Origin of the sequence: Micromonospora sp. DT229 (assembly GCF_049844505.1) — a bacterium.
In the GTDB taxonomy this organism is placed as follows: domain Bacteria; phylum Actinomycetota; class Actinomycetes; order Mycobacteriales; family Micromonosporaceae; genus Micromonospora.
In genome coordinates this window covers 45,435-62,626 of the sequence record NZ_JBNCLD010000022.1, presented here as the reverse complement: position 1 = coordinate 62,626, position 17,192 = coordinate 45,435, and the positions used below count along the sequence as shown (strand labels likewise).

Below are 17,192 nucleotides of genomic sequence, written 5' to 3'. Positions count from 1 at the left end.
CTTATAGGCAGTTATGTCCCGACGGAAAGTGCAAGATCGACGGGGTGGAGGGCGGGGGTGAGGGCGGGGGTGAGGGTGCAGGGGTGGGCGCGGAGGTGAGAGGGCGGGGGAGTGGGGAGTGGGGAGTGGGATGTGTGGCGGGGGGTGGTTGTCGTAGGGCGGGTCTACAGTTGCCGGGGCGCCTTCTCCGCGCCGGCACAACCGCTGGGTAGACCCCGAAGCGGACAGATCCTCCTCGTCATCCTCACCCGGGAGCACATCGACCGTGGCCGACCGTCTGATCATTCGTGGCGCACGTGAGCACAACCTGCGTGACGTCAGCCTCGACCTCCCTCGGGACGCCCTGATCGTGTTCACCGGGCTGTCCGGGTCGGGCAAGTCGAGCCTGGCCTTCGACACGATCTTCGCCGAAGGGCAGCGCCGGTACGTCGAGTCGCTGTCGTCGTACGCCCGGCAGTTCCTCGGCCAGATGGACAAACCGGACGTCGACTTCATCGAGGGCCTGAGCCCGGCGGTGTCGATCGACCAGAAGTCGACCTCGCGCAACCCCCGCTCCACCGTCGGCACCATCACCGAGGTCTACGACTACCTGCGGTTGCTGTTCGCCCGGATCGGGGAGCCGCACTGTCCGGTCTGCGGTGAGCGGATCTCCAAGCAGAGCCCCCAGCAGATCGTCGACCGGGTCCTCGCGATGGCCGAGGGCACCCGGTTCATGGTGTTGGCCCCGGTGGTACGCGGTCGCAAGGGCGAGTACGTCGACCTGTTCGGCGAACTCCAGGCCAAGGGGTACGCGCGGGCCCGGGTCGACGGGGTGGTGCACCAGCTCACCGACCCGCCGAAGCTCAAGAAGCAGGAGAAACACACCATCGAGGTGGTGATCGACCGGCTCAGCGTCAAGCCCAGCGCCAAGCAGCGGCTGACCGACTCCGTCGAGGCGGCGCTGGGGCTCTCCGGCGGTCTGGTCCTGCTCGACTTCGTCGACGTGCCCGAGGACGACCCGGACCGGGAACGCCGCTACTCCGAGCACCTGGCCTGCCCCAACGACCACCCCCTGGCGATCGAGGACCTGGAGCCCCGGGTCTTCTCCTTCAACGCCCCGTACGGTGCCTGCCCGGAGTGCACCGGCCTGGGCACCAAGAAGGAGGTCGACCCGGAGCTGCTCATCCCCGACCCGGAACGCACCCTGCGTGAGGGGGCGATCCAGCCCTGGGCCACCGGCCACAACCTGGAATACTTCCTGCGCCTGCTGGAGGCCCTAGGCGAGGCCGAGCACTTCGACATCGACACCCCCTGGCGGGCGTTGCCGTCCCGGGCGCAGAAGACCATCCTGCACGGCTCCGGCGACCAGGTGCACGTGCGCTACCGCAACAAGTACGGCCGGGAGCGCTCGTACTACACCGGCTTCGAGGGCGTGGTGCAGTGGATCGAGCGCCGGCACTCCGACACCGAGAGCGAGTGGTCGCGGGAGAAGTACGAGGGCTACATGCGCGACGTGCCGTGTGCCGCCTGTGGCGGTGCCCGGCTCAAGCCCGAGGTGCTCGCCGTCACCCTGGCCGGGCGCAGCATCGCCGAGGTGTGCAACCTGTCCGTCGGTGAGTGCGCCGACCTGCTGGCTGGCATCGAGTTGAACGACCGGCAGAAGTTGATCGCCGAGCGGGTGCTCAAGGAGATCAACGCCCGGCTGCGGTTCCTGCTCGACGTCGGCCTGGACTACCTCTCCCTGGACCGCCCCGCCGGCACCCTGTCCGGTGGGGAGGCGCAGCGCATCCGGCTGGCCACCCAGATCGGCTCCGGTCTGGTCGGTGTGCTGTACGTGCTGGACGAGCCCTCCATCGGGCTGCACCAGCGCGACAACCACCGGCTGATCGAGACCCTGGTCCGGCTGCGTGGGCTGGGCAACACCCTGATCGTGGTGGAGCACGACGAGGACACCATCCGCACCGCCGACTGGATCGTCGACATCGGGCCGGGCGCGGGGGAGCACGGTGGGCAGATCGTGCACAGCGGCTCGGTACCGGCCCTGCTGGAGAATCCGGAGTCGATCACCGGGGCCTACCTGTCCGGTCGCCGGGAGATCCCGACCCCGAAGGGTCGGCGGCCACAGACCCTGGGCCGGGAGCTGGTGGTGCACGGTGCCCGGGAGCACAACCTGCGCAACCTGACGGTGAGCTTCCCGCTGGGCCAGTTGATCGCGGTGACCGGGGTCAGCGGCTCCGGCAAGTCGACGCTGGTCAACGACATCCTGTACGCCGTACTGGCCAACCAGATCAACGGCGCCCGGCTGGTGCCCGGCCGGCACACCCGGGTCTCCGGGCTGGAGAACGTGGACAAGGTCGTCGGCGTCGACCAGTCCCCGATCGGGCGTACCCCCCGGTCCAACCCGGCCACCTACACCGGGGTCTGGGACCACGTCCGCAAGTTGTTCGCCGAGACCACCGAGGCCAAGGTGCGGGGGTACGGGCCGGGCCGGTTCTCCTTCAACGTCAAGGGTGGCCGCTGTGAGGCCTGCTCCGGGGACGGCACCATCAAGATCGAGATGAACTTCCTGCCGGACGTGTACGTGCCGTGCGAGGTCTGCAAGGGCGCCCGGTACAACCGGGAGACCCTGGAGGTGCACTACAAGGGCAAGACCGTCTCGGACGTACTGGAGATGCCGATCGAGGAGGCGGCGGAGTTCTTCTCCGCCATCCCGGCCATCCACCGGCACCTCAAGACCCTGGTCGACGTGGGCCTGGGCTACGTACGGCTGGGCCAGCCCGCGCCGACCCTGTCCGGAGGTGAGGCGCAGCGGGTCAAGCTCGCCTCCGAGTTGCAGAAGCGCTCCACCGGACGGACGGTGTACGTGCTCGACGAGCCGACCACCGGTCTGCACTTCGAGGACATCCGCAAGCTGCTGATGGTCTTGGAGGGGCTGGTCGACAAGGGCAACACGGTGATCACCATCGAGCACAACCTCGACGTGATCAAGAGCGCCGACTGGCTGATCGACATGGGCCCCGAGGGTGGTCACCGGGGCGGCACCGTGCTGGCCACCGGCACCCCGGAGGAGGTCGCCGAGGTCGTCGAGAGCCACACCGGGCAGTTCCTGCGTACCGTGCTCAAGCTCGACGGCACGGCCCGGGGCGCGGCGGCGGCCACCGCCCGCGCGGCCAAGGCGAACGGCACCAAGAGCACCGGGACCAAGAGCACCGGCACCAAGGCGACCGGGACCAAGGCGACCGAGGCCAAGGCGGCCGGGACCAAGAGCACCGGCACCAAGGCGACCGGGACCAAGGCGGCCGGGACCAAGGCACGGGCCGGGCGCAAGAGCGTCGCGGCCGGCTGACCGGATGCTCGGCGTGGGCACCGCCGGGTGGCCGATCGGGTGAACCGCCAGGCAGAGTGGTGCGGGTTGGGAAAACCTGAGCACGAATCATGCACGGTGGTAGCCGAGGAGGGTGCGGGATGACTGACGACCAGGTGGCGGCCGGGCCGGTACGGACACGGCGGGCCCTGCTGGCCGGTGCGGGTGCGGCCGGCGCGGCGGCGATGCTGGCCGCCTGCGGCGGCGGGGACGACGAGGGCGCGGCGACCACCAGCCCGGGTCCGCAGGTGACGAACACCGGCGACGCGGGCGGAGGTGACCGGCAGGACAGCCAGTCCCTGGCCCGGACCAGCGACATCCCGGTCGGTGGGGGTGCCATCCTGTCCGCCCCGGGGATCGTGATCACCCAGCCCTCGCCGGGGGAGTTCCGCGGCTTCGACCCCAAGTGCCCCCACCAGGGGTGCAACGTGACGACGGTCGAGGGCGGCACGATCAACTGTGTCTGCCACAACAGCCGGTTCTCGATCGACGACGGCTCGGTCCAGTCCGGTCCCGCCCAGGCCCCGCTGGCCGCCAAGGAGGTCAAGGTCTCCGGCGACCGGATCTCCCTGGCCTGAAACGCCGGCCGGTGGGCCGTCGACGACCCACCGGCTCAAGAGTGCGGATCCAGCGGCCGTGGCCAGGGTTGCCCCCGGCCACGGCCGGTCGCGCTCAGTGGGCGTACACGGACAGCTCCCACAGGGAGAAGCCGTAGGAGGTGGCGCGGGTCAGGCCGGTCATCCGTACGTAGCGGGCCTGCTGGGGGGTGAAGGCCACCACATCGGTGCCGCCGTCGCCCGCGGTGGTCGACCAGACCGACCGCCAGGTGTTCCCGTCGGCCGAGACCTCGACCCGGTACGACCGGGCGTACGCCGCCTCCCAGGCCAGCACCACCCGGCCGACCTGCCGCACGCTGCCCAGGTCCACCCGGATCCACTGGTTGTCCGACCAGGAACTGGCCCACCGGGTACCCAGGTTCCCGTCCACGGCGCGGGCGGCGCCGTTGCCGAGTTGGCTGCTGGAGGCGCTCACCGGCCGCCCGGCGGCCAGGTTGGTCAGGTCGGCGCCGCGGCGGGCCGGGAACGAGACCACCTGCTGGTAGGTGGGCCGGTTCTGCCAGGCGATGGTGGCGTGCTTGATGCCGCCCAGCGGGGACTGGATGATCGCGTCCGCGCACCACTGGTCCCCGGCGGCACAACTGGCGTCACCCGGGTAGGTCGTGGTGGCCGGGGTGGCCGCCGCCGTGCGCAGGGTGTCCAGCAGGATCTGCCGGCAGGCACCCAGGTCGCCCGCGCCGCAGAAGGTACGCCCCGGGCCACCGGCGACCGGGTCACCGAGAACGGCCCGCAGATCCTTGTCGACGTAGCCCCACCAGCCGTACTGGAAGGCCGAACCCTTGTGGGTCTGCGCCCCGTTGGCCGAGGAGGGCAGGTTCGACACGTCACCCTGCTGAAGACCGGAGGGCGACTCGTTGATCGGCAGGGTGTTGATCAGGGACTGGTAGAGGTCCGGGCCGAGCGGTTCCCGGAACATCCCCCGGACCAGCAGGGGCCACCAGGCGTCGAAGGTGCGGATCGCCTCGGCGTGCTGGTACACCTTGCTGCCCTTGGCGGTCTCCACCCGCAGCGCCCCGGCCTGCCGCCACGCCTTCAGCCGGCTGATCTCGGCCGCCAGGGCGGTGTCGGTGACCGGCCGGCTCTCCAGCACCCGGATCAGCTCGTCGAGCACCTCCGCGCCGCGCAGGTCGGTCAGCCCGGCCCGCTGCACCAACTCGGTGAGCGAGCCTCGGTCGAACTTGCGGCCCGCCGCGATGGCCGCCTTCACCGGCTTGTCCAGCAGGTCACCCCGGTGCACGGCGCCGAAGCTGAAGTTGCCGTCGGCCGCCCCGAAGTCCTTGGCCTGCTTGTTGTTCCAGCTGATGTAGTAGTCCTGGTCGATCGACTGGGGGTGGGCCGAGCGCGGGGCGTACCGGGCGGTGCGGGTGTCCGGGTCGAAGTCCTGCCACTCGTAGGCCCGCTCGGCCTTCATCGGCAGGTTCGGGTTGCTGCCGGCGGCCCGCACCGGGTTGAGCCCGGAGTTGAAGTACGCCGACTGGGTGGAGTTGACATAGAACCAGTTGAAGGCGTACTCGACGTTGTGGGCCGACTCCAGGAACGCCGAGGCGGTGCCCATCTGGGTCGGGTCGTTGAACATCTGGAACCCGATCGCCGAGTCGGCCTCCCGGCCGTAGGTGGAACGCAGCTGGGTGAAGGCGTGCGGGACCCCGCCCACCGTGCCGCGCCAGGCCACCAGGCCCAGCTTGGTCCGCCAGGCCACCAGCCTGTACGACCCGGCCGGGGTGCTGTCGGCCACGGTGGGGCTCCACCGGTTGACGTGGGACAGCTCCTCCATCGCCAGGCACTGGCCCCGGAACAGGTAGTGATTGCCGGCCAGGGTGGGCGTACCGCCGCCGGGCACGCACAGCGGCACCGCGTACGTGTCGGTGATGTCGTGGATGGCGGAGGTGGCGCTCCAGGCGTAATCCTGACCCCGGCCGAGCAGCACGTACAGGTTCAGCCCGGCGAAGGCGGCTCCCCGGGCACTGATGCCGGGGCCCTGCAACTCCTGGACCATCAGCAGTTGCGGGGAGAAGTAGCCGGTCTGCGGCCCGAACATCGCGATCGGGTGGCCGGTGGCGGAGTGCTCGGCGGAGATCACCGCCGCGTTGGACATGCCCCGGTTGGCCGGGGTGATGGTAAGCCCGGACAGCGCGGCGGCCAGTTCCGAGGAACTGTTGGTGCCGGCGGTGGTGGCGGAGCCGGTGGGGTCGGTGACGACCGGCTCGACCCGGGCGGAGCCCGCGTCGGGCAGCACCACGCTGGGGGCGTCGGGGGAGGCGGCACCGTACGGGAAGCTCTGCCCGTCGTGCAGGGTCAGCACGGTCTCCGGGTCGTTCTGGCCCCGGAAGCCGTTCCACACCCGGTCGCCCTCGACCGGACCGTACTTGGCGCGGGCGGCGATGCGGACCAGGGCGGACTGCATCTCGTTGCCGCCTCCGCCGCCGAACAGACCGCCGACCACCCCGGCGATGGCGATCAGGTCGGTCATGGTGAACGGCTTCGGTCCACCGGCGTTGGTGATCGCGTCGAGGTGGCCGGTCAGCACGTACTCGCCGGGGCAGTTGCGGCCGGACATGCAGGTGCGGATGTAGGCGTTGATGCCGGCGATGTACTCCTGCACATCGGTGTAGAGCTGCTCGCCGCGGGCCCCACCCTTGTGCCGCAGCGCCTCGACCTGGGCGGCCAGGTCGGCCTCGGTGTAGGGGGAGGTACGCCAGACGCTCTGTTCCAGGGCGCGGTTGCCGGGGGCGCCACCGGCGAAGGAGGTCAGGGTGCCCCGGCCGACGTGGCGGAGCAGGTCCATGGTGAACAGCCGGTCCTCGGCCCCGGCGTAACCGGCGCCGTACATGGTGCCGGACCGGGTGGTGCCGGTGATGTGCGGTACCCCGGTGGCCTTGTCCCGCACGATGCGTACGTCCGAGCGCGGGGAGTAGTCGCGTTCGACCTGGTTGGGGGCGACCCCGAAGGCGGCGTCGTGGAAGAACTCGCCGACCTTGTCCTCGCGCAGTCCGGCGTAGCCGTAAACCAGGTTGGCGTACTTGTCGAGTTGGTCGGCGGAGTGCCGGGGCAGGGTGCCGAAGGCCTGGTTGCCGAGGATCTCGACCAGTGTGGCGTTGCCGTTCTGGCCCGGCGGCAGGATCTCCGAGCATTCGCCGAGGCAGTAGTCGTTGCCGGCGAAGGCGCTGGCGACATTCACCGCGAGGGTGCTGGTCGCCGGCGCTGCGGTGGTGGGGGCGGTGGCGGTGGCGCTGGTCGGGACGGCGACCAGCAGGGCGGCGACGGCGATGGCGCCGGTCGCCCCGGCGAACAGCCGGCGGGTGGCGGTGTGACCAGTCATGGCGATCCTCTGTGGACGGGGGCCATCGGACGGGATCATTACATGAAGAACATTCGGTTACTGGATGGTAGGCCGGACCGGTCAATATTGGAAGACGTCAATCGGGATGGTCTACCCTGTCGGGCTCGCTCGGGCAGGAAGGCGTCGACCAGGGACGATTCGGGCTGTCGGGGGCGGCGACTAGGCTCGAAGGGTGGCTGATCCGTCGACCTACCGCCCCGCCCCCGGCACCATCCCGGAGTCCCCGGGGGTCTACCGGTTCCGTGACGGCACCGGTCGGGTGATCTACGTCGGCAAGGCGAAGAACCTGCGCAGCCGCCTCAACTCCTACTTCGCCGACCTGCTGGGGCTGCACGAGCGGACCCGGCAGATGGTCACCACGGCCGAATCGGTCGACTGGGTCACCGTCGGCACGGAGGTCGAGGCCCTCCAGCTCGAATACACCTGGATCAAGCAGTACGACCCGAGGTTCAACGTCCGCTACCGCGACGACAAGTCCTACCCCTACCTGGCGGTCACCCTCGACGAGGAATACCCGAGGTTGCAGGTGATGCGCGGGGCCAAGCGCAAGGGGGTGCGCTACTTCGGGCCGTACTCCCATGCCTGGGCGATCCGCGAGACCCTCGACCTGCTGCTGCGGGTCTTCCCGGCGCGGACCTGTTCGGCCGGGGTGTTCAAGCGGGCCGGTCAGGTCGGCCGACCCTGCCTGCTCGGCTACATCGGCAAGTGCTCCGCCCCCTGCGTCGGCAGCGTCACCGCCGAGCAGCACCGCGAGATCGTCGACGGCTTCTGCGACTTCATGGCCGGGCGCACCGACACCATGGTGCGCCGGCTGGAACGCGAGATGGCCCAGGCCAGCGCGGAGCTGGAGTTCGAGCGGGCGGCCCGACTCCGCGACGACGTCGCCGCCCTGCGCCGGGCGATGGAGAAGCAGACCGTGGTGCTCGGCGACGGTACGGACGCCGACGTGGTCGCCTTCGCCGACGACCCCCTGGAGGCCGCGGTGCAGGTCTTCCACGTCCGCAGCGGCCGGGTGCGGGGCCAGCGCGGCTGGGTGGTGGAGAAGACCGAAGACCTCACCACGGGTGATCTGGTGCACCATTTCTGCACCCAGGTCTACGGGGGTGAGAGCGGCGAGGCCGATGTGCCGCGCGAGCTGCTGGTGCCGGAGTTGCCGGCCGACGCCGAGGCCCTGACCGACTGGCTGGCCACCCACCGGGGCAGCCGGGTCAGCCTGCGGGTGCCCCAGCGTGGGGACAAGCGTGCCCTGCTGGAGACGGTGGAGCGCAACGCCAAGGACGCCCTGGCCCGGCACAAGCTCAAGCGGGCCGGTGACCTGACCACCCGCAGCAAGGCCCTGGACGAGATCACCGAGGCGCTCGGGATGCGGACGGCACCCCTGCGCATCGAGTGTTTCGACATCTCCCAGATCCAGGGCAGCGACGTGGTGGCCAGCATGGTCGTCTTCGAGGACGGCCTACCCCGCAAGAGCGAGTACCGCCGGTTCATCATCCGGGGAGCCACGGACGACCTGTCGGCGATGTCCGAGGTGCTGCGCCGCCGCTTCGCCCGCTACCTCGACGTACGCGCCGAGACCGGCGAGATCGGTGAGGAGACCGCCGCCGACCCGGACCGCCCCGGCGTCGACCCGACCACCGGCCGCCCGCGCAAGTTCGCCTACCCCCCGCAGTTGGTGGTGGTCGACGGCGGCGCCCCCCAGGTGGCCGCCGCCGCCCAGGCCCTGGCCGAGCTGGGCATCGACGACGTGGCCCTGTGCGGCCTGGCCAAGCGGTTGGAGGAGGTGTGGCTGCCCGACGACGACTTCCCGGTCATCCTGCCGCGCACCTCAGAGGGGCTCTACCTGCTGCAACGGGTACGCGACGAGGCGCACCGCTTCGCCATCACCTTCCACCGGCAACGCCGCTCCAAGCGGATGACCGCATCCCTCCTGGACGACATCCCCGGCCTGGGCGATGTTCGCCGCAAGGCCCTGCTGCGCCACTTCGGCTCGCTCAAGCGCCTCTCGGCGGCCACCGTCGAGGAGATCACCGAAGTCCCCGGCATCGGCCCCCGCACCGCCCAGGCGATCCTGTCCGCCCTCAACGGCGACAAGGCACCGTCCACCGACTAACCGCCGACGTGGCGGCGGCCCGCGCCCGGTGCCTGTGAGCAGCTGCTGCTCGCCCTCGCGGTCCGGCAGGTGTTCGGTACGGCCCTCAGTCGGCCCCGGAGAGCACTTCGAGGATCTGCTCGCCGTACTTGGCGAGCTTGTTCTCGCCGACGCCGCTGATCCGGGACAGCTCGGCCAGCGAGGACGGGGTGTCGGCGGCGATCTGGCGCAGCGTCGCGTCGTGGAAGATGACGTACGCGGGGACTCCCTGCTCCTTGGCGGTCACCCCCCGCCAGGCGCGCAGCCGCTCGAAGGTGCCGGTCGCCTCGGGGGGCAGTTCGGCGACCACGGTGGCGGCGCCCCGCGGCTTGGCGGTGCGCGCCGCACGGGCCGGGCGGGCCGCCTCACGGCGCAGCATCACCGTACGGCGTCGGCCCAGCACCTCGGCGCTGGCGTCGGTGAGGGCCAGGGTGCCGTAGTCCCCCTCGACGGTCAGCAGGCCCTCGGCCAGCAGTTGACGCACCACTCCCCGCCACTCCGCCTCGCTGAGGTCGTCGCCGATGCCGAAGACGGTGAGTGAGTCGTGCCGGTACTGAGTGATCTTGTCGGTGTTGCGGCCCAGCAGGATGTCGATGCAGTGCCCGGCCCCGAAGCGCTGGTTGCGTTCCCGGTCCAGTCGGAAGACCGTGGAGAGCAGCTTCTGCGCGGCGACCGTGCCGTCCCACGACTCCGGCGGCTCCAGGCAGGTGTCACAGTTGCCGCAGTCGCCGGTGGCCGACTCGCCGAAGTACTCCAGCAACTGCACCCGGCGGCAGCGGACCGTCTCGCAGAGCGCCAGCATCGCGTCGAGATGGGCGGCGAGGTTACGCCGGTGCGCCAGGTCACCCTCGGAGGTGTCGATCATCTTGCGCTGCTGCACGACGTCCTGGAGCCCGTACGCCAGCCAGGCCGTCGAAGGCAGGCCGTCCCGCCCGGCCCGGCCGGTCTCCTGGTAGTAGCCCTCGACCGACTTCGGCAGGTCGAGGTGGGCGACGAACCGGACATCCGGCTTGTCGATGCCCATCCCGAAGGCGATGGTCGCCACCATCACCACCCCGTCGGCGCGCAGGAACCGCTGCTGGTTCGCCGCCCGGGTCCTCGCGTCCAGACCGGCGTGGTACGGCAGCGCGTCGATGCCGTTGGCGACCAGGAACTCCGCCGTCTTCTCCACCGAGGCGCGGGACAGGCAGTAGACGATTCCGGCATCCCCGGGATGCTCGTCGCGTAGCAGGGCCAGCAGTTGCTTGCGCGGCTCCCGCTTCGGCACGATCCGGTACTGGATGTTGGGCCGATCGAAGCTGGCTACGAAGTGCCGTGCCTCGGTCAAATTGAGCCGGGTGGCGATCTCGGACCGGGTGGCGCTGGTCGCGGTCGCGGTCAACGCGATGCGGGGTACCCCCGGCCAGCGCTCGTGCAGCATCGACAGGTTCAGGTAGTCGGGACGGAAGTCGTGCCCCCACTGCGACACGCAGTGCGCCTCGTCGATGGCGAACAGGCTGATCCGGCCCCGGTCCAGCAGGCTCAGGGTGGCCCGGCTGGCCAACGCCTCCGGAGCCAGGTAGAGCAGGTCGATCTCCCCGGCCACGAACTCCGCCTCGACCAGCCGGCGGGTGTCCAGATCGAGGGTGGAGTTGAGGAAACCGGCCTTCACCCCGACTGCGGTCAACGCGTCCACCTGGTCCTGCATCAAGGCGATCAGCGGCGAGATGACCACCGCCACCCCGTCGCGGACCAGGGCCGGGATCTGGTAGCACAGCGACTTGCCGCCCCCGGTCGGCATCAGCACCAGGGCGTCCCCGCCGGCCACCACATGGTCGATGACCTCGCGCTGGAAGCCCCGGAAGGCGTCGTACCCGAAGACCCGCCGCAGCACCTCCAGCGCCGCTGTCACCTTCTCCCCGGCCGGCGCGTCGGAGGTGGCCAGATCGGCGATGCTCACGTCGGCGATGTTCGTGTCGGCGGGGGAGACCATCCGAGGATTCTACGAGCCGCCCGCTCCGGCGGACCGGTCGCCATTCCCGGCCGAGGGATCGGTGGGCGCGGTGTGTCCACCGGGTCGGGAAGAGATGTCGGTGGGCGGTGGCAGGGTGGGGCCATGGCGATTGAGGTACGCCCGGCGACCGTGTTCGAGGATGTCGCGACCCTCGTCGGCCCGAAGCGGCCGGACGCGAACGTGTGCTGGTGCCTGAGCTACCGCATCGGGTCGAAGGAGAACCAGCGACTACGCGGGACGATGCGCGGCGACCGGGTGCGTGAACTCGTCGGGATGGACCCTCCTCCCGGGGTGCTCGCCTACGACGGCGAGGAGGTCGTCGGCTGGGCGGCGGTGCACCCGCGAGCCGACACCAGCTTCGCCGGCAACCGGCGGATCCCGCACCTGGACGATCTCGATGTGTGGAGCGCGTGGTGCTTCCGAGTCCGCCCCGGCCACCGTAAGCAGGGCATCCTGCACCACCTGCTGGCCGGTGCGGTCGCCTTCGCCCGGGAGCGCGGCGCACCGGCCATCGAGGGCTACCCGGTCGACAACCGCGGCGAGAAGGTCGACCTCACCATGGCCTACGTCGGCACCCGCGCCGTCTTCGAGCAAGCCGGCTTCGTCAAGGCAGCCGACACCACCTCGGTACTCGCCGGGTTCCCCCGGGTGCTCATGCGGCTGGATCTGCGGTGAACCCGTACCGGCTGGGCCGGTCCATGACAATGGCCGGGTGAAGGAGTTCTATTCAGACGACGACGGCGACCGGGCACCTCACCCGCTGGCCGAGCCCGGCCTGCATCCCCGAGCCGAAGGTGCCGTCGATGTCACCTCGCTGACGCTAGAGGTCGATGGAGAGATTTTCGCCCTGCGCCCGGACGAGGGCGGTGGCACCGACTACACCTGGCTCAGCGGGCCGAATCCCGGCTACGGATTCGGACTGAGTCCGACCGCGGACCTGTCGCTCGATGAGCACCGGGAGAACATCCGTGCCTTCCTGGCCATGGTCGACCCCAGCACACCTGACCCTGCCGGATGACCGCGCTGGTCATCCAGGATCCGCTCGGTGGAGGGTGCGGGACCTGATCAACCAGGCGCAGATCAGCAGGTGACCTTGGTGGCTTGCGGTGCCCGAGACTGATCGCCACCATGCCGGGGTGGGGTCGGACTGGATCTGGGAACTGCACGTGCGGGCGCCGGCGGAGTCGGCCCTCCGTGAGCTGTACGCCCTGGCGGGCGCCCGGGGCCTGGTGCCGCAACGCCCCGACGGGCTGATCAACCTGTTCATCGAACCGGACAGCGAGTTGCGTACGGTGGACGACCCGCAGGCGGCACTGGAGGCCATGGCGGCGGGCACCGCGAGTGGCCAGTTCTGGATGAGCGACGAGGTCGACGTCTTCTTCGTGCAGTGGCAGGCGGGGACTCTCAGCTGGGCGTTGGATTCGGGATACTGTCACCGCCGCCCGGTGCCGGCGGCCGACACCTTCCGTGAACTGCATGCTCTGCTGACCGACCTGTGGCTTGAGGTCGCCGTACGACTGCACGCCGACTTCGGGCGGATTCTCGACGAGTGGTCCACCGATCAGGTGTGGCACCTGGACATTCACGACGGCTGGCATCCCGCCGGCGGTTGGCCGGCGGAACTCGGCTGGTGGACCTACCTGGGTCCCGATCGTCGGCTGCCACCGGCACCCCTGCCCGAGATCGCCGACCGGGTGCGCCGGCTGCCGAACGGCGCCCTGCTCGTCGAACTTCTCGATGACCCGGCCGCCGTCGATCCGCTGCGCTACCAGGACATCCACACCCGCTGGCTCCAGGCCATCTGAGCCACCGAACCGGCTGCACCCGGGCTGCCGCGGAGAAGCGGATCATCCATCATGGGCACCCCATCAGCCCTGCTCAGGAGGGCCGGGGGACCGGCACCGGTTTGGCCCAGCGGGGGGTGCCGGCGGGGTCGACGTAGCAGAGGGCGACCAGCAGGTCGGCGGGGTCGGTGAGCGGGGCGGCGGCCAGGCCCATCCGGAACAGGGCCACCAGGTCGCCCTCGGCGACCGCCCGGGTGCTGACCGCGCCGAGGTTGTCCGGGGTACGCAGCGAGTCGCTCGACTCCGGGCGGGAGACGGCACCGGCCAGGAAGTCGTACCGCGCGGCAAGGGTCTCGTACGAACCGGCCCAGTTGAACCCGGTGCTGCCGGCGGCGTCCCAGCCACCGGTCGGGGGCACCACCCGGGGTGGATCCAGCCGGTTGTCCAGCAGGATCACCTGATAGGTGCCGGGCTGGCCTGGGCCGGACCACCGCAACCGCAGCAGCACGGACTGGTCATCGGGGTCCCCGACCGGGGCGGAGCCGTCGCGCCAGCCGTACGCGACGGCCAGGTCGGCCACCTGGTCCGGCTGCGGCAACATCGCCTCGACGGTGACGGTGACCGCCTCGGGGCTGGCATTGTGCTCACGTTGGCGTTCCCGCGCGTGGTCGATCGTGGCCAGTACGGCGACGGTGACCGAGACCAGGGCCACCACCCAGCGCAGTCGCGCTCCGTGTCTGCCCATGGCCGGAGGATAACGCCGTAGCCGGCCCCTCGCCGTCAGTCAGCCGACAGCCGGGGGGAGTCCCGGCGCTCCGAGTCAGTCGACAGAGCGGTCGACCGGCGGGTCCACCGGCGCGAGCGGGCTGGCCGGCGAGCTCGGGGCGTCGGTGGCAAGGGTCCGGCGGGCCGCACTAGAGTCGCTTTGACCATGCCCGGTCGGCCTGACCGGAGCGCCACAGCTTGGGGGTTGATGGGTGGGCGAGGCGCACACGAACGGTCATCACACCGGCGGTTCCGGGGCGGCGGAGACGGACACCACCCTGGTCGTGGTCACCGGGCTGTCCGGCGGTGGGCGCAGCACGGTCGCCCGGGCCCTGGAGAACGTCGGCTTCTACGTCGTGGACAATCTCCCCCAGGCCCTGTTGCTGGACATGGCCGGGTTGGCCGTCAAGGCCGGCGGGGCGGCCCGGCGTACCGCGATGGTGCTGGACGTACGCTCCCGGGCCTTCTCCACGGACCTGGCCGAGGCGATCCGGGAGCTCAAGGAGCGCGGCTACGCCCCCCGGGTGGTCTTCGTCGACGCCGACGACGAGGTGTTGATCCGCCGTTTCGAGAGTGTGCGCCGTTCCCACCCCTTGCAGGGTGACGGGCGGCTGGCCGACGGCATCGCGGTCGAGCGGGGGTTGCTGGAGGAGGCCCGCGACCAGGCCGACGTGATCATCGACACCAGCCACCTCAACGTCAACCAACTGCGTCGGCGCATCGAGGAGCTGTTCGGTGGGGAGGACGCCCGCAAGCTGCGGGTGACCGTGATCTCCTTCGGTTTCAAGTACGGCCTGCCGCCGGACGCCGATTTCGTGCTGGACGCCCGGTTCCTGCCCAACCCGTACTGGGTGCCGGAACTTCGGGAACACACCGGCCGGGAGGAGGCGGTCAGCGCGTACGTGCTGGGGCAGGAGGGCGCGGACAGTTTCGTCTCGACGTACACCGATCTCGTCGGCGCCACCACGGCCGGCTTCGAACGGGAGGGCAAGCGGTACCTGACCGTCGCGGTGGGCTGCACCGGCGGCAAGCACCGCAGCGTGGCCATCGCCGAGGACTTGGCCGCCCGGTTGCGCCGTGCCGGCCTGGCCGCCAACGCGCAGCACCGGGACCTGGGGCGGGAATGACCATCCGGGTGGTGACCTTCGGGGGTGGGCACGGCCTGTCGGCCGCGCTGCGGGCCCTGCGCCGCTGCGCACCCGAGTTGGATCTGGACATCACCGCCGTGGTGACCGTCGGTGACGACGGCGGCTCCAGCGGGCGATTACGCGCCGAGCGGGGTGGCCTGCCCCCCGGCGACCTGCGGCAGGCACTGGTCGCGTTGGCCGGGGACCATCCGGCCACCCGACGCAGCGCCGGGCTCTTCCAGCACCGGTTCGCCGCAGTGGCCGCCGACAGTGGGCACCGGGACGGCCTGGCCGGTCACGCCGTCGGCAACCTGGTGCTCTGTGGGCTGATGGAGTTGCTGGGTGACCCGGTGGCCGCCCTGGAGCACGCCGGGGCGATGCTCGGCGCGGTCGGCCGGGTGCTGCCGATGTCCTGCCAGCCGGTGGACATCGAGGCGCAGGTACGCGGCACCGATCCGGACCGGCCCGACGAGGTGCGCACCGTACGCGGCCAACACCAGGTAGCGGTGAGTACGGGTCGGGTGGAGTCGCTGCGGCTCACCCCGCAGGCCCCCGAGGCCTGTCCGGAGGCCGTCGCCGCGACGACTGCCGCCGACTGGTTGATCTTCGGGCCGGGTAGCTGGTACACCAGCGTCCTGCCGCACCTGCTGGTACCGCAGCTGGCCGCGGCGATCCTGGCCAGTTCCGCTCGTCGGCTGGTCACCCTCAACCTGGCCGCCGAGCAGGAGACTCTCGACCTGTCCGTCGCCGACCACCTGGCGGCCCTGCGCTGGTACCTGCCGGAGTTGACGGTCGACTACGTGCTCGCCGACTCCAAGGCGGTCGGTGATCCGGCCCCGGTCTACCGTGCGGCAGAATCGCTGGGAGCCCGACTGGTCCTCGCTCCCGTCGCGGTCGACGACGGTACTCCCCGTCATGATCCGGCCGCACTGGCCGCCGCCCTGGTGCCCGTACTGGGCGCCGATCGTTAGACACGTACGTAATCTCCGGCGACACGCCGGAACCGGTCCGTGAGGGGACGCACAATGGCGATGACGGCTGCGGTCAAGGACGAGCTGAGTCGGGTCGACGTGCCCAAGCCCTGCTGCCGGCGGGCGGAGATGGCCGCGCTGCTGCGGTTCGCCGGTGGGCTGCACATCGTCTCCGGACGGGTGGTGGTGGAGGCGGAACTGGACACCGGCGCGGTGGCGCGTCGGCTGCGCCGGGAGGTCGCCGAGGTCTACGGCTACCCGAGTGAGATTCATGTGCTGGCCTCCGGTGGGCTGCGCAAGGGCAGCCACTTCATCGTCCGGGTGGTCAAGGACGGCGAGGCGCTGGCCCGGCAGACCGGTCTGCTGGACGTGCGGGGTCGGCCGGTGCGGGGACTGCCGCCGCACGTGGTGGCCGCCAACGTCTGCTGCGCGGTCGCCGCCTGGCGGGGCGCGTTCATGGCGCACGGTTCGCTGACCGAGCCGGGCCGCTCCAGCGCCCTGGAGATCACCTGCCCGGGGCCGGAGTCGGCCCTGGCCCTGGTCGGGGCGGCCCGCCGCACCGGCATCACCGCCAAGAACCGTGAGGTCCGCGGGGTGGACCGGGTGGTGGTCAAGGACGGCGACGCCATCGCCGCCCTGCTCACCCGCATCGGCGCCCACGCCAGCGTGCTGGCCTGGGAGGAACGTCGGGTCCGCCGGGAGGTACGCGCCACGGCCAACCGGCTGGCGAACTTCGACGACGCAAACCTGCGTCGTTCGGCGCGGGCGGCCGTGGCCGCGGCGGCCCGGGTGACCCGGGCGCTGGAGATCCTCGCCGACGACGCGCCGGAGCACCTGACCTCGGCCGGTCGGTTGCGGCTGGAGCACCGGCAGGCCTCTCTGGAGGAGTTGGGCGCCCTGGCCGACCCGCCGTTGACCAAGGACGCCATCGCCGGTCGGATCCGCCGGCTGCTGGCCCTGGCCGACAAACGGGCCCGGGACCTGGGCATCCCGGATACCGAAGCGGCAGTCACGCCCGACATGCTCGTGGTCTGATAGGACGGTGGGTCGTCCGGCGGGCGGGTCGGTGTCGGGCCGACACGCGCCGTCGGCGCGGTGCGGTGTCCCGTGTGGTGTGGGGTGGA

Annotated in this window: 12 protein-coding genes; 9 read left to right on the top strand and 3 right to left on the bottom strand. The window is 70.9% G+C overall.

The features are described from left to right. Window positions 1-265: 265 nt before the first annotated feature. Window positions 266-3,325, top strand: a complete 3,060-nt coding sequence (gene uvrA / locus ACLQ2T_RS25740; RefSeq protein WP_425768936.1) for an excinuclease ABC subunit UvrA — start codon at window positions 266-268, stop codon at window positions 3,323-3,325. A 119-nt stretch (window positions 3,326-3,444) separates the two neighbouring features. Beyond that, entirely contained in the window at window positions 3,445-3,921 is a 477-nt protein-coding gene (locus tag ACLQ2T_RS25735; RefSeq protein ID WP_425768935.1) for a Rieske (2Fe-2S) protein, read from the top strand. Window positions 3,922-4,015: 94 nt separating this feature from the next. Here ACLQ2T_RS25735 and ACLQ2T_RS25730 read toward each other — a convergent pair whose 3' ends face one another. Then, on the bottom strand, window positions 4,016-7,279 hold the full coding sequence (locus ACLQ2T_RS25730) for a penicillin acylase family protein (protein WP_425768934.1): 3,264 nt from the start codon (window positions 7,277-7,279) through the stop codon (window positions 4,016-4,018). A 193-nt stretch (window positions 7,280-7,472) separates the two neighbouring features. Between ACLQ2T_RS25730 and uvrC the strand changes: the two genes are divergently transcribed. Then, a complete protein-coding gene (uvrC, locus tag ACLQ2T_RS25725) occupies window positions 7,473-9,410 on the top strand; it encodes an excinuclease ABC subunit UvrC (protein WP_425768933.1) in 1,938 nt (645 codons plus the stop codon). Between the two features lie 85 nt (window positions 9,411-9,495). Here the strand turns inward: uvrC and recQ are convergent, their stop codons facing one another. Further along, window positions 9,496-11,400 carry a DNA helicase RecQ gene (gene recQ / locus ACLQ2T_RS25720; protein ID WP_425768932.1) on the bottom strand — a complete coding sequence of 635 codons (1,905 nt, stop codon included), beginning with the start codon at window positions 11,398-11,400 and terminating at the stop codon, window positions 9,496-9,498. Between the two features lie 123 nt (window positions 11,401-11,523). Here recQ and ACLQ2T_RS25715 point away from each other — a divergent pair, with 123 nt between their 5' ends. The 3 genes from ACLQ2T_RS25715 (at window position 11,524) to ACLQ2T_RS25705 (ending at window position 13,226) form a co-directional block, all read left to right on the top strand. After that, entirely contained in the window at window positions 11,524-12,096 is a 573-nt protein-coding gene (locus ACLQ2T_RS25715; RefSeq protein WP_425768931.1) for a GNAT family N-acetyltransferase, read from the top strand. Window positions 12,097-12,133: 37 nt separating this feature from the next. Beyond that, complete coding sequence (locus ACLQ2T_RS25710; protein ID WP_425768930.1) at window positions 12,134-12,439, top strand: hypothetical protein; 306 nt, start codon at window positions 12,134-12,136, stop codon at window positions 12,437-12,439. A gap of 88 nt (window positions 12,440-12,527) precedes the next feature. Then, on the top strand, window positions 12,528-13,226 hold the full coding sequence (locus ACLQ2T_RS25705; protein ID WP_425768929.1) for a hypothetical protein: 699 nt from the start codon (window positions 12,528-12,530) through the stop codon (window positions 13,224-13,226). Window positions 13,227-13,299: 73 nt separating this feature from the next. Here the strand turns inward: ACLQ2T_RS25705 and ACLQ2T_RS25700 are convergent, their stop codons facing one another. Beyond that, window positions 13,300-13,950 (bottom strand): hypothetical protein, encoded by a 651-nt coding sequence (locus ACLQ2T_RS25700; protein ID WP_425768928.1) that lies wholly within the window; start codon window positions 13,948-13,950, stop codon window positions 13,300-13,302. 232 nt (window positions 13,951-14,182) lie between these two features. Between ACLQ2T_RS25700 and rapZ the strand changes: the two genes are divergently transcribed. The 3 genes from rapZ to whiA are packed head-to-tail and all read left to right on the top strand — an operon-like array spanning window position 14,183 to window position 17,103. Continuing rightward, window positions 14,183-15,097 carry an RNase adapter RapZ gene (gene rapZ, locus ACLQ2T_RS25695; RefSeq protein ID WP_425768927.1) on the top strand — a complete coding sequence of 305 codons (915 nt, stop codon included), beginning with the start codon at window positions 14,183-14,185 and terminating at the stop codon, window positions 15,095-15,097. Next, a complete protein-coding gene (locus ACLQ2T_RS25690) occupies window positions 15,094-16,068 on the top strand; it encodes a gluconeogenesis factor YvcK family protein (protein WP_425768926.1) in 975 nt (324 codons plus the stop codon). The genes rapZ and ACLQ2T_RS25690 overlap by 4 nt, the downstream gene beginning before the upstream one ends. A gap of 54 nt (window positions 16,069-16,122) precedes the next feature. Beyond that, window positions 16,123-17,103, top strand: a complete 981-nt coding sequence (whiA, locus tag ACLQ2T_RS25685; protein WP_425768925.1) for a DNA-binding protein WhiA — start codon at window positions 16,123-16,125, stop codon at window positions 17,101-17,103. Window positions 17,104-17,192 lie beyond the last annotated feature (89 nt).